11 protein-coding genes are annotated in these 12,781 nt (G+C 65.8%); 2 read left to right on the forward strand and 9 right to left on the reverse strand.

Going from position 1 to position 12,781, the window contains the following annotated elements; all coding sequences use genetic code 11:
• Positions 1–4 precede the first annotated feature (4 nt).
• Both ACTNB1_RS08730 and ACTNB1_RS08735 read right to left on the reverse strand, forming a co-directional pair.
• A complete protein-coding gene (locus ACTNB1_RS08730) occupies positions 5–1,444 on the reverse strand; it encodes an alanine/glycine:cation symporter family protein (RefSeq protein ID WP_441168885.1) in 1,440 nt (479 codons plus the stop codon).
• 4 nt (positions 1,445–1,448) lie between these two features.
• Positions 1,449–4,793 (reverse strand): PD-(D/E)XK nuclease family protein, encoded by a 3,345-nt coding sequence (locus tag ACTNB1_RS08735; RefSeq protein WP_441168886.1) that lies wholly within the window; start codon positions 4,791–4,793, stop codon positions 1,449–1,451.
• A gap of 160 nt (positions 4,794–4,953) precedes the next feature.
• On the opposite strand from ACTNB1_RS08735, the gene ACTNB1_RS08740 reads away from it, so the two are divergent.
• Both ACTNB1_RS08740 and ACTNB1_RS08745 read left to right on the forward strand, forming a co-directional pair.
• Entirely contained in the window at positions 4,954–6,426 is a 1,473-nt protein-coding gene (locus ACTNB1_RS08740) for an S-layer homology domain-containing protein (RefSeq protein ID WP_441168888.1), read from the forward strand.
• Between the two features lie 19 nt (positions 6,427–6,445).
• Entirely contained in the window at positions 6,446–7,867 is a 1,422-nt protein-coding gene (locus tag ACTNB1_RS08745; protein WP_441168889.1) for a D-alanyl-D-alanine carboxypeptidase family protein, read from the forward strand.
• 44 nt (positions 7,868–7,911) lie between these two features.
• Here ACTNB1_RS08745 and ACTNB1_RS08750 read toward each other — a convergent pair whose 3' ends face one another.
• From ACTNB1_RS08750 to ACTNB1_RS08780, 7 genes are all read right to left on the reverse strand, one after another.
• Positions 7,912–9,321 (reverse strand): aminopeptidase, encoded by a 1,410-nt coding sequence (locus ACTNB1_RS08750; RefSeq protein ID WP_441168891.1) that lies wholly within the window; start codon positions 9,319–9,321, stop codon positions 7,912–7,914.
• A 20-nt stretch (positions 9,322–9,341) separates the two neighbouring features.
• Positions 9,342–9,950 (reverse strand): dephospho-CoA kinase, encoded by a 609-nt coding sequence (gene coaE / locus ACTNB1_RS08755; RefSeq protein ID WP_441168892.1) that lies wholly within the window; start codon positions 9,948–9,950, stop codon positions 9,342–9,344.
• Between the two features lie 65 nt (positions 9,951–10,015).
• A complete protein-coding gene (locus ACTNB1_RS08760; protein ID WP_441168894.1) occupies positions 10,016–10,525 on the reverse strand; it encodes a hypothetical protein in 510 nt (169 codons plus the stop codon).
• Positions 10,518–10,997 carry an RNA polymerase sigma factor gene (locus ACTNB1_RS08765; RefSeq protein WP_441168895.1) on the reverse strand — a complete coding sequence of 160 codons (480 nt, stop codon included), beginning with the start codon at positions 10,995–10,997 and terminating at the stop codon, positions 10,518–10,520. Before ACTNB1_RS08765 ends, ACTNB1_RS08760 begins: the two co-directional genes overlap by 8 nt.
• Before the next feature lie 21 nt (positions 10,998–11,018).
• On the reverse strand, positions 11,019–11,252 hold the full coding sequence (locus ACTNB1_RS08770; RefSeq protein ID WP_441168896.1) for a hypothetical protein: 234 nt from the start codon (positions 11,250–11,252) through the stop codon (positions 11,019–11,021).
• 98 nt (positions 11,253–11,350) lie between these two features.
• Entirely contained in the window at positions 11,351–12,367 is a 1,017-nt protein-coding gene (locus ACTNB1_RS08775; protein WP_441168897.1) for an L-threonylcarbamoyladenylate synthase, read from the reverse strand.
• A 147-nt stretch (positions 12,368–12,514) separates the two neighbouring features.
• Positions 12,515–12,772 (reverse strand): hypothetical protein, encoded by a 258-nt coding sequence (locus tag ACTNB1_RS08780; protein WP_441168898.1) that lies wholly within the window; start codon positions 12,770–12,772, stop codon positions 12,515–12,517.
• Positions 12,773–12,781: the final 9 nt, after the last annotated feature.

Here is a 12,781-nt window from a genome sequence, read left to right on the forward strand (position 1 = left end):
CTCCTTATTGTTGCTCCCACTTGCGGGCGTGAGCCTCGTCCCAGATGGAGGGGTCGCCCACCTGGACCTCCTCCCAGCGGTAGACGGGGTTCTTCCCCGCCTTCTTCTGGGCCACGTAGTCGCCCAGCACCTTGACGGCCTTGCCGCCCAGCAGCAGGATGGCCACCAGGTTCACCAGGGCCATAAGGCCCATCAGCACGTCGGCCAGATCCCACACCATGGAGAAATTCATCTGGGCGCCGATGAAGATGGCGGCCACACAGGTGAGGCGGAACACCAGCAGCAGGGGCTTGGAATCCTTGATGAACTTCAGGTTGGATTCAGTATAGTAGTAGTTGCCCACCAGAGAGCTGAAGGCGAACAGGAAGATGGACACGGTGATGAACACCGGGCCCGCCGGGCCAACCTGGGCGTGGACTGCCGCCTGGACGAAGTTCATGCCTTCCTTATAAGCGTCGATGGGCACCCCGGACAGCAGCAGCATGAAGGCGGTGGTGGAGCAGATCAGGATGGTGTCGATAAACACGGAAAGCATCTGCACCAGTCCCTGCTTCACTGGGTGGGACACGTCGGCGGCAGCGGCGGCGTTGGGGGCGGAGCCCATGCCCGCCTCGTTGGAGTAGAGGCCCCGCTTGATGCCCTGCATGACGCAGGAGGCGCCCACCCCGGCGAACATGGCCTTGGGGTCGAAGGCCTGGGAGACGATCAGGGAGATCATCTGGGGCACCTGGCCGATGTTCTTGATGGTGATGAACAGGCCCAGGGCGATATACACGGCGGCCATCACCGGCACGATGCCGGAGGTGATGGCGCTGATGCGCTGCACCCCGCCGAAAATGCACACGCCGGTGAGGATGGCCAGCACCGCGCCCACCACGGCGGGCAGGATGCTCTCGGAATAGCCGGGCAGGTAATACTGCAGGGCGGAACCGGCGTTATAGGCCTGGAGGGCGTTGAAGCCGTAGGCGAAGCAGGCGATGAGCAGCACGGCGAACACCACGCCGAACACCCGGCTGCCCAGGGCCTTTTGGATATAGTAGGCCGGGCCGCCCACCCAGTTCTCCCCGTGCTTTTCCTTATAACACTGGGCCAGGGTGCTCTCCACGAAGGCAGAGGCGGCGCCGATGAGGGCCAGCAGCCACATCCAGAACACCGCGCCGTAGCCGCCGATGAGGGTGGCGGCGATGATGGCGTTGGCCACGCCGGCGATGTTGCCGGTACCCACCCGGGAGGCGGTGGAGATCATCAGGGCCTGGAAGGAGGAGATGTCTTTGCCGTCTTTCTTCTTCTCACCCAGCACCCGGATGGCCTCGGGGAACAGCCGGAACTGCACCCCCTTGGTGCGGACGGTGAAGTATACCCCCGCCGCAATGAGCAGGGCAATGAGAATATAGGTGTACAGAAAGTTGCTGAGATGGCTGAGTATGGCTCCAAACTGGGTCATATCGTCAAGTTTCCTTTCTATCCTCGGTTTCGTTTGCCACCGCCGTCCAGAAGTCCTCTCCCTTGACGGTGGGCAGCCAGCGCCGGCGGTCGTTCCCCCGGCCCTCCTCAAAGTGGCAGGCGGCGGCGTATTCGCACCACTGGCAGGCGTTGTGATCCGGCCCCCGCCAGAAGGGGTCGGCATTGATGTTTCCGGCGGCCAGCTCCTTGCCGATGTCCTCCAACACCTTTTGGGTGTGCCGGGCCAGCTTGCCCAGCCGCTGGGCGGACACCAGGGCCTCCCCGCTGATCGTCCCGGTCTTGGTCACCCGGACGGGCAGGAAACGGATGCCTCCCTCCGCCGGGTCCTCCATGGCGGTGAGCACGTCGGGGTCATCCAACAGGATGCCCTTCCGCCGCAGCTGGGTATCCACCAGCTTCTGGCGCTGGGCGTCGCTCATGGCCCGGCTCCCCGCCGCCACCGCGTCCCGGGCGGGCAGGTATAGCACCCCGGCCCCTGTCACATCCATGTTGTAAAGTTGTTTTCCTTGCTCCTCTAAGGTGAACAGGTAGAGCAGCATCTGCAGGCCCATGCCGTTCCAGATCTCGGTGAGGTCGAAGGATTTCCGGCCGGTCTTGTAATCCACCACCCGCAGGTAGAGCCGTCCGTCGTGGACCCAGCCGTCCACCCGGTCCACAAAGCCGGAAATACTCACCGTCACCCCGTCCACGCTCAGCTCCACCGGGGGCAGGTCCTGATTCCTGCCGAACCCCAGCTCGAAGGAGATGGGCTGGAACTGGGAGGAACGCAGCTCCTCCGCCACGTTGTCCACCACGGCGTACACCGACTTTTTCAGCCGCCGGAACAGGTAGCGGAACCGGGCATTTTCCCCCTCCAGGCCGCCCAACTCCTCCGCCGTGTAGGTTTCCACCGCCTGGTCGCACAGGGCGTGGAGCTCCTCCTGAGAGACCTCCTTCACGCCGCCCTTCTCCTTGCACCACAGCAGCACATGTTCCAGCACATAGTGGACGAAGGTGCCGTACTCCGGTGCCTGGAACCCGGCGGCCCGGCGGGGCTCCGCCTTCAGGCCGTACTGCATGAAGTAGGAGAAATGGCAGGCCTTGTACTTGTCCATCCGGGAGGCGGACATGGGCACCCGGCTGCCGTAGAGGGCGTCCACCGCCTGCCGGTGGAGCCGGCCCCGATCCAGGGAGGCGGCCCTGCGCATCCGCTCCACCAGGGGGGCGTAGTCGGGCAGACGTTCCAACGCCGCCCCCGCCCAGCTCCAGCGGCCCGCCAGCTCCAGGGCGGGCCGGGGCGCGGCCAGCCGGAAGGTGCCGTCCAGCCGGCCCTCCTCCACCCGCTCCAGCTTGGGGAAGAGCAGCTTTAACTTCTCCGCCAGGAAGGAGGGGCGGCGTTCCGCCCCGTCCGGCCCGGCGGCGGCCCAGCTGACGGAGAACCGCTCCCGGGCCATGGCACAGCACTCGTACACAATGGTCATTTCCCGGTACAGCTTGTCCCCCAGCTGGGGAGCCAGCTCCAGGCCGTAGGAAGCCAGCAGGCTCCGGTCGTCATCGTTGAGCAGGCCGGGCGAAGGGGCTGCCGCCGGGATGGCCCCGTCGTCCGCCCCCAGCAGGAATACCGCACGGTAGCGCTTGTGGGCCAGCCGGGGCATCTCGCCGCAGGTCACCTGATCCAGGGACACAGGGATGGAGCCCACGTCGTACTGGGAAAGCACCAGGGCGAACAGCCGGGCAAACTCCTCCAGCTCCATGGGGCTCTCCCCCAGGATCTGGGCGCACTGCTCCAGACCCCCGCACAGGATGTCCCACAGCTGGGCGTACTCCTCCGCCAGGGCCTGCTGGCCGTCCTCGCTCAGGGCCCTGGCCCGCTGGGCCAGCCGCTCGGGCACCCCGATGTCCTCCAGCAGCTTGTAAAGGGCTTTCGCCTGCCCCGCTCCTGTCTTGTCCGGGTTCTTCCGCAGGGTCTCCAGGGGACCTACCACCTGCCGCCGCAGGCCCTCCAGCCGCTCCACCAGGTCCTTGTCCTCCTGGGTGAAGGTACGGCCGTAGCCCTTGGGGTGGTTGGTCCAGGGCTTCTTGCCGGTCCAGGCGCTCCCCTCCAGGTTCCAGGTGAGGGCGTAGTTTTCCAGCAGGTCCACGTCCTCCTGGCTCAGGTCGGTGAGGCCGGTCTTGAGATAGCGGAAAATATCGTCGTACCGATAGCCCCCCGCCGCCGTGTCCAGGGCGGCGGTAATGAGGGCCAGGATGGGCTTTTCCAGAATGTCGCTCATGCGGCTGAGGAAGACGGGCACGCCGTACCGGGCGAATACCGTCTGGATCAGACTGCCGTACTCCTCCATGCCCCGGGCGCACACGGCGATGTCCCGGAACCGGTAGCCCTCTTCCCGCACCAGCCGCAGGATCTCCGCCGCCGTCCACTCCACCTCGGAGTAGGGGGACAGGGCGGTAAAGAGGCTCAGTCCCTCCGGCTGCTCCGGGAAGGGCATGGGCTGGGGGGCGAACAGCTGACTTTCCAAGTGGGCCAGGGCCGGACTGCGGCCTTCGTCGGGCAAAGTGCGCACCTCCACCTGGGCGGGCACTCCCTGCTCCTTGGCCAGCCGGAGCAGCTGGCGGGCGGTGCGGCGGGCGGGCGAGAAGATCCCTGCGCCCCCCTCGTCCTCCTCCAGCTTGTCACAGGTGAGAGCTACTGTAAGGCTATTGCACTTGTCAGCTATGACGGCTACCACCTGCCGCTCCTGGGGGGTCAGGTCGGTAAAACCGTCCAGGTAGAAGTCCTTTCCCTCGGCCCAGTCGGTCCCCCTGAGAGCCTCCGCCAGGCGGGTGAGCCTGTCCCGGGGGTCGGCGCCCTGGCGGGCGGTCAGAGCCTCATAGGCGCCGTATATGAGGGAGAGGTCTGTCAGCTTCTCCCCCTCCTCCCCGCCGCTCTCCGTTCCGGCGTTCCACAGCTGTTCCGGGGTGATCCGGCAGGTCTTCAGCTCGTCCACCGTGGACAGCAGGCCGCTGAGGAAGGCGGGCTTCCGGGAGGGGCGCTGGTAGACCTTCAGCTGGTCTGTCACCGAGCCCAGGGCCATGCGCAGCAGCAGCAGCCGTCCGCCGCCGTCCAGGGCGGGGGCGGCCAGACCGCCGCAGACGGAAAAGACCCGGCTGGCCAGGCGGGTGAAGGAGAGCACCTCCGCACCCAGGGAGACGGAGTTGCCGCCGATGGCGCACAGGGCCCGCTCCATGTCGTGGGAGTGCTGCTCCGGCACAATGAGGATCTGGGGCCGCTTGCCCGCCGAGGCCGCCATGGTCTCCAGCATGGCCCGGGTCTTGCCCGACCCCGACCGGCCCAGCAGCAGCTTCAGCATACCGGATCTCCTCCTTTTTTGCAGAATGATTTATTATACCATAGCTTGCCCAAAAGCAAAAGCCAGACCGCTCCTTATTTGACAATAGGAGGGAACTATGCCATACTAAATTTCAGATATGCGGGCCTCTGACCGCCCGCCGGAATTGGAGATGAAAGGTATGTATCAGCGCAAAGTCCCTCTGTTCGCCCGACTCACCGCACTGACCCTGCTCTTTGCCCTCCTGCTCACATCCACCGTTCTGGCTGCCGAGCCGCCCAAAAAGCCCTCCATCACGGCAGACAGCGCCATCGTCATCGACTACGACACCGGCGAGGTGCTCTACGAGAAGGACGCCGACACCATGCGGGTGCCCGCCTCCATGACCAAGGTAATGACCGCCTACATCATCTTTGAGGAGCTGGAGGCCGGCAACCTGACACTGGACACCATGGTGCCGGTGAGCAAAACCAACGCCGACCGCTCCCGCAGCTCCAGCTATCCCGCCATCGTGCCTCTGCCCTATGGGCAGTCCCAGTCGGTGGACACCCTGCTCAAGCTGATCCTGATCCCCTCCGCCAGCGCCAGCTGCATCGTCATGGCGGATTACATCTCCGGCAGTGAGGAGGCCTTCGTCCAGCGGATGAACGAGACCGCCAAACGGCTGGGCATGACCGCCGAATACAAGAACTGCCACGGCGCCCACGTCCACTACCTCACCGCCCGCTCCCAGGCCATTCTGGTGCGGGAGTTCATCAATCGATTCCCTCAGGTGCTGGAGTACACCTCCATGACCGGAGTGACCTTCAACGGCAAGTACTATCCCAACACCAACAAGCTGCTGCCCGGCCTGGACTACGCCTATGACGGGGTGGACGGCTTCAAGACCGGCACCATCACCGCCGCGGGCTACTGTCTCAGCGCCACCGCCGTGAAGAATGGCCGGCGGATCATCAGCGTGGTGATGCATTCCGACAACGACAAGACCCGCCACACCGACAGCGCCGCCATTCTGGACTACGGCTTTGCCATGCTGGAGTACCAGTCCCCCTACGCCGACGTGGCCTACCACTGGTGCCGGGAGGACGTGGCCGCTCTGAAGGAGCTGGGTGCGGAGCTCCACCCCGACGGGGAGTCCTTCCGGCCTGAGGACAACGTGACCCGGGCGGAATTTGCCGCCATGCTGTGCACCGCCCTGGAACAGTCCGGCGTCCTGCCGGAGGTCCCTGTGGAGGAAACCGCACCGCCCGCTGAAACCACCGAGCCGGAAGGCGCGGAGGAGACCGCCCCTGCGGAAGAGCCTCAGGCTCCCACCTTTGCCGACATCGAGGGTCACTGGGCCCAGGCGTACATTGAGAAGGCCGCGGAGCTGGAGCTGATCTCCGGCACCGGCGACGACACCTTCTCCCCTGACCGCTCCATCACCCGTCAGGAGATGATGGTGCTCATTGACCGCTGCGTGGATCTGCCTGACGAGAACGGCCTGGGCTTCTCCGACGACAGCCAGATTGCCTTCTGGGCTCTGGAGGCCGCCGCCCGCACCGCCGCCGCCGGTCTGTTCCAGGGTGACAACAACAAGCTGATGCCCACCGACACCGCCTCCCGCGCTGAGGCCGCCGCCGTCATCAACCGGGTCCTGGCCCTGACCGCCTGAGAAAGGAGGGAACCGCCCCATGCGCCGAGGTCTTTCCCTGGTGTGCGCCCTGGCCCTGGCTCTGAGCCTGACCGCCTGCGTCCACCGGGAGCCCCAGCCCACCTCCACCCCCACGCCGGAACCTACTCCCACCGCCACGGCGACCCCCACACCCACGGCCACCCCGTCGGCGGAGCCTACCCCCACCCCGGAGCCCACGCCCCCGGTCTTTGACGAGGATCATGAGTTAGACCGGGAGCTGCCCAAGCTCACCTCCGCCGGGCTGGAGCTGCCCATTTACGGCGCTACCGGCTGGGCGGCGGTGGAGATCGGCCTGTATGAGGCCGTGCCCACCCCGACGCCTACGCCCACTGCCACCCCTACACCCACAGCAACGCCCACGCCTACTCCCACTCCGACGGTTACGCCCACCCCGACACCTACGCCTGTGCCGTCGGCAGAACCGCAGGTCTCCCCTTCCCCTGCGCCGGAGCCCTCCGCCACTCCGGAGCCAATGCCGGAGGCCTCCGCCCCGGCGGTTGTTGTCTCTCTGCTCTGCGCACCGGCGGCCACACCGGCTCCCACCCCCGACCCCTTTGCCGGGGCCATGGCGGTGCTGTCCCCGGGAGACTCCTTCACCATCCTCAGCGAGAAGGGCAACTGGTGGAAGGTGTCCTCCTCCCACGGCACCGGGTGGGTGGATCACCGGTTCTGCATGATTAACCTGCCCGACGTGGTGCCCTCCATGGTGTATGACGCCACCAACTCCTACTCCTCCCTGTATGTCAGCTCGGGAAAAGAGATCCCCGGCATCACCGGGGAGGCGTTGTATCAGGGGAAGGTATACAATCCCCGGTTCGATACGGAGCAGTATCTGATGCCGGTGCTCTACCACACCGCCAAGAAGGTGTGCGCGGCCCAGCAGGCGGCGCTGAAGCAGGGCAACAGCCTGAAGCTCTATGAGGGCTACCGGCCCTACTCCGCCCAGCGGGCGGTGGTGAAGGCCCTGTCCGCTCTGGCGGAGCGCGACCCGGAAGTGAAGGCGGGCATCACCACCAAGCCCTGGACCATGACCTACTTCATCAGCACCGGCTACTCCAACCACCAGAAGGGGCTGGCGGTGGATGTGAGCCTGGTGCGGGTGAGCCGCACCGAGACCCGATCCACCGGCGGGTACCGCTACCTGGTGCCGGTGGAATATGAGGAGTACGAGATGCCCACTCCCATGCACGAGCTGAGCATGGCCTCCGCCTCCACCACCGGCCCGGGACAGGACACCCTGGCGGACACCATGAACGAACCCGCCATCGCCCTGCGGGGCTATTTCGGCAAGGCGGGGATGACCCCGCTGGAGTCGGAGTGGTGGCACTTCAACGACTATGCCGCCCGCACCGCCGCCGGCGGCGTCACCGGCACCGGCGGATTTGAGGTCACCCGCTGCCGCAGCCTGGCGCCGGGATAACAAAAAAGTCCGGACCCATCTGGGTCCGGACTTTTTTATGCGTTTTATTCCGCCTCGTATACGGCCTTCATGCCGCGGTAGGTCATATAGCAGTCCAGCTTGGACACGGTCTCGAAGGGGGCGTGCATGCTCAGCACGGGCACGCCGGCGTCGATGGTGTCGATGTCACGCTCGGCCATATAGCAGGCCACAGTGCCGCCGCCGCCGGCGTCCACCTTGCCCAGCTCGGCCATCTGCCACGCCACGCCGTTGGCGTCCAGCACCTTGCGGACGTAAGCCACCAGCTCGGCGGAGGCGTCGGAGGCGCCGGACTTGCCCCGGGCACCGGTGTACTTGCACAGGCCCATGCCGTAGTTCACCCGGGCACTGTTGCGCTTCTCATACACGTCGGCAAAGTTGGGGTCAAAGGCCGCCGTCACGTCGGCGGACAGGCAGAAGGACTTCTCATAGCACACCTTCAGGGGCACCCGCTGGGCGTCGCACAGGTCGCTCATAAAGGTGTCGAAGGCGGCGGAGCGCATGCCGGACACGCCTTCGGAGCCGATCTCCTCCTTGTCGGCCAGCATGCACACGGCGGTGCGGGCCGGGGTGCCCAGCGCGAACAGGGCGGCCAGGGAGGCGAAGCCGCACACCCGGTCGTCATGGCCGTAGGCGCCGATGAGGGAGCGGTCGAAGCCGATATCCACGGCCCGGAAGGCGGGCACGGCGGACAGCTCGGCGGAGATGAAGTCCTCCTCCACAATGCCGTACTTCTGGTTCAGCAGGTCCAGAATGGCCAGCTTCACCCGGTCGGCGCCCTCGTCGTCCTTGAAGGGGCGGCTGCCGATGAGCAGGTTCAGGCTCTCACCGGGGATGGCCTCACCCAGGGGCTTCTTGGACTGCTCCACACCCAGGTGGGGCAGCAGATCGTCGATGGTGAACCGGGGCTCGTCCTCCCCGGCGCCGATGACCACGTTGACGGTAGAGCCGTCCTTCAGGGCGATGACGCCGTGGAGCTCCAGGGGGATGGTCACCCACTGATACTTGCGGATGCCGCCGTAGTAATGGGTCTTGAAGAAGGCCAGCTCCGCGTCCTCATAGAGGGGGTTGGGCTTCAGGTCCAGGCGGGGAGAGTCGATGTGGGCGGCGCCGATGTTGACGCCCTCGCTGAGGGGACGGCTGCCGATGACGGCCAGCATAACAGCCTTGCCACGGTTCACCCGGTAAACCTTGTCACCGGGGTTCAGCGCGGTGCCCCGGGTAAAGGGCTTGAAGCCGTGCTGCTCAGCCAGGCGGACGGTCTCCGCCACACACTCCCGCTCGGTCTTGCCCGCATCCAGGAACCGCTTGTAATCCTCGCAGTAGGCGTTCATGTCCGCCTCTTCCTGGGGGTTGAGCCGGTCGTATCCGTTCTTGGGTTTATAGCACAGCGCCTCACGGCGCAGGTCGCCTTGGGTCTTCTGCTTTTCTTCCATGGGGTAGTTCCTCCTGTATCTTAATTTTGGTTTTTCTCCAGCCAGGGGCGAAACAGTGCCAGAGCCCTGGCCTCAAACTCGGCCGGGTCCTCCCCACCGTTGTCCAGGATGTGGGTGCAGTTGGACCGGAAAAAGTCGTCGCTCTGCTGAGCCTCCACCCGCTTGCGGGCGTACTCCTCCGAAATGCCCTCCCGGGCCATGATCCGGCGGATGCGCACCTCCTTGGGTGCCAGAACGCCCACCACTGCGTCGCAGCCCTCCGCCGCGCCGCTCTCGATCAGCGCGATGGCGTCGATGGCTATTGCGGGCCGTCCTTCCGCCTCCGCCTGAGCCGCCTGCCGGTCGATCTCCGCCAGGATGAACCTGTGGGTGATCCCGTTCAGGTCGGACAGCGCCTCAGGGTCGGCAAACACCACGCCGCCCAGAGCCTTTCGGTCTATTTTGCCCGTCTCGTCCAAAATACCCCTGCCAAAACGTTCCGTCAGCGCCTGACGCATGGGCGCGCTGGACGAAAGCAGGTCATGGTACACCGCGTCCGCGTCGATGACGTGAGCGCCCAGACTGGTCAGGGCATTGAGGGCGGTGGTCTTGCCCGCTCCGGTGGGGCCGGTGATGCCGATACGCTTCATGGCTGTTCGCCTCCAGCAGTTAGTATACCACATCATGCAAATGGTGTGTGAGAAATTTGTAAATTTCACCGTCCGCCGTGGCCATAGCCATGGCCGTGGCCGTTCCCGGCGCCCGCCTGGCCGCAGCGGACGTTCTCATGCCCGGCGGCGCAGCGCCGGGTCTCCTCCAGCAGACGGCCGCACTGGCCCTCCGCTCCGGACACGGTGATGGACACCGGCTGGTTTGTCCCCAGCTGGTCCAGCAGCAGCTCCAGAGCCTGGGCGTAGCTGAGGCCCCGCAGGCTGTCCGCCAGGCCGTCGTCCCCGCCTTGCACCGCCACCACCCGGTCGAAGCGGTTGAGCTCCAGCTCCAGGCCGGAGCCGCTCTCCACGCTGACGGCGGAGGTGGGCACGAACCAGGCCCACCAGCCTCCCATCAGCACCGCCAGCAGCACTGCGCAGGCCGCCAATGCCCCCAGCCGCCGCCGGGGCGCAGTCCGTCTGTGCCTGGCCCGGTCCAGAAAGGCCCGGGTCTCCTCCTTCTGCTCCTCGGTGGCCCGCACCTGGTCAAAGGCCGCTTTGATCCGTTCATCCATCCGCCTCACCTCCCAGCATGGTCCTGAGCTTCTCTCTGGCACGGGTCAGGTCCGTGTAGACCGTGTTCACGTTCCTGCCCAGAATGTCTCCGATCTCCGGGGCGGTGTACCCTTCATAGTAGTGGAGATACACCACCTCCCGGTACTTGGGAGGCAGGGACAGCACCGCACGGAGTACTTCCCCGCTCTCCCCCTCCGGGGCGGGCAGGTCCCGCACCTCCTCCAGAGAAACGGTACGCCTGCGGAACACGCTTTTCAGCACGTCCCGGCAGGCGTTGATGGTGACCCGGATGAACCAGGCCTTTTCATGCTCCCGGCTCTCGAAGTCGGCGGTATGGAGGAGATACTTCAGAAACACCGTCTGAAAGATGTCCTGGGTATCCGCCTCGTTTTTCAGATGAAGCATGCACAGCCGCCGGACGGTATCGCCGTACCGCTCGATGGCCTCGTTGGTCTCCCGCTCGCTCCGCATCCGGTCTCCCGTCCTCTTTTCTTACCAGCGGCAGCCGTGACAGCCCCGTCCAGCCCATCGGCCGGTGCCGTAGTTGTCGCACACGCCGTCGCCGTCAGCATCCACATAGCAAACGCCCCGACCGGTGCCCCGGTTGTCGCAGATCCCGTCGCCGTCGGCGTCCACAAAGTTTCTGCCTCCCGCCGCAAAGGCGGTGGTGACGCCCAGGGCCAGTACGACGGCGGCGGCAATGGCCGCGATCCTGATCTTCTTCATGCTGAGTTCCTCCTTAAATAAATGGGGGCTGATTGACCCGTCTCACTACCAATACGACGGAGCGCGCCCCATCCATTCATGCACGGGAGGAAAATTTTTCAGGTGGCGTCCACGATGTGGAAGCCGGCGGCCTTATTCAGGCGGTTGGACACCGCCAAGCCAATGCCGGCGGGGTCGGGGCACTGGGCCCAGATGTGGGTGACGTCGGTGCCGTCGAAGTACCGCAGGGCGTCAAACACCCGCCGGGCCTGCTCCGCCACGTCGTCCTTGGGCCCGATGGGCTCCACCGGATGGCCCTCGAACAGGGGCACGAACTCGTTGAAGCAGATGACGCCCTCCCCGTCGGTGAGGTGGCGCCGGATGTACCGGGCGGCGTCGGCGGGCTCTCCCCGCACCACCGTCACGGGAGCCTTGGGGGCGTAGTGGCGGTACTTCATGCCAGGAGCCTTGGGCTGCTCCCCGGCCCCCATGAGCCGGGTCACCGCCGGGTCTACCGCCACCTCACCCAGCACTTCCTCCAGCTCCTCCAGGGTGATGCCGCCGGGCCGCAGCAGCCGGGGGGGCTGCTCGGTGAGGTCAATGATGGTGGACTCCACCCCCACCGCGCAGGGGCCGCCGTCCACGATACCGTCGATCTTGCCGTCCATGTCCTCCAGCATGTCCGCCATGTTGGTGGGGCTGGGCCGGCCGGAGGTGTTGCCCGAGGGGGCGGCCACCGGCAGGTCGGCGGCGGTGATGATGGCCCGGCACACCGGGTGGGCCGGGCAGCGCATGCCCACCGTATCCAGTCCGGCGGTCACCGCGTCGGGGACGATGGGTTTCCGCTTCAGGATCATGGTCATGGGTCCCGGCCAGAACCGCTCCGCCAGGGCGTAAGCCGCCGCCGGGATATCCGCGCAGTACCGCTCCAGCCAGTCGGCTGTGGGGATATGGAGAATGAGGGGGTTGTCCTGAGGACGGCCCTTGGCCTCAAAGATATGGGCCACCGCCTCAGAATTCAGGCCGTCGGCCCCCAGACCGTACACCGTCTCGGTGGGGATGCCCAGCAGGCCGCCCCGGCGGAGGATCTCCGCCGCCTGTTCCGTCTGGGCGGCGGTCAGTCGCTGTGTATTCACGCTGCTCGCCTCGCTCCTCAGAAATGACGGCGGCTCCGCCGGGTACGCCGGGGCTGGGCGATGGTCAGCACGCCCGCCGCCACCAGGGCGGCTCCCGCCACGATATTCAGGATGCCAATGGCAGTCTTCATAGAGGTGTCCTCCTTCTTATTCGTAGATGCCCACCGGGGTGCCCGCCAGCTCGATGGAGGTGTCAGGGGCAAACTGGGCCTTTTGCAGGTAGTTCTTTACGGTGAGAATGCCGTACTTGGGGTTGACCTTCTCGTCCTCCAGCTCCAGCTCGATATAGTCCGCGCCCGAACCGGTGAGCCAGCCGTCATCCTCCAGCAGCTCCGCCAGGTCGGATTTCACCGCGTCCAGAGAGAGCTTTTCCGGAATGGCGGTAAAGTGAATGATCAGTTCCATGGGTGTTCC

It is taken from the genome of Flavonifractor sp. HCP28S3_F3 (assembly GCF_052065355.1).
In the GTDB taxonomy this organism is placed as follows: domain Bacteria; phylum Bacillota; class Clostridia; order Oscillospirales; family Oscillospiraceae; genus Flavonifractor.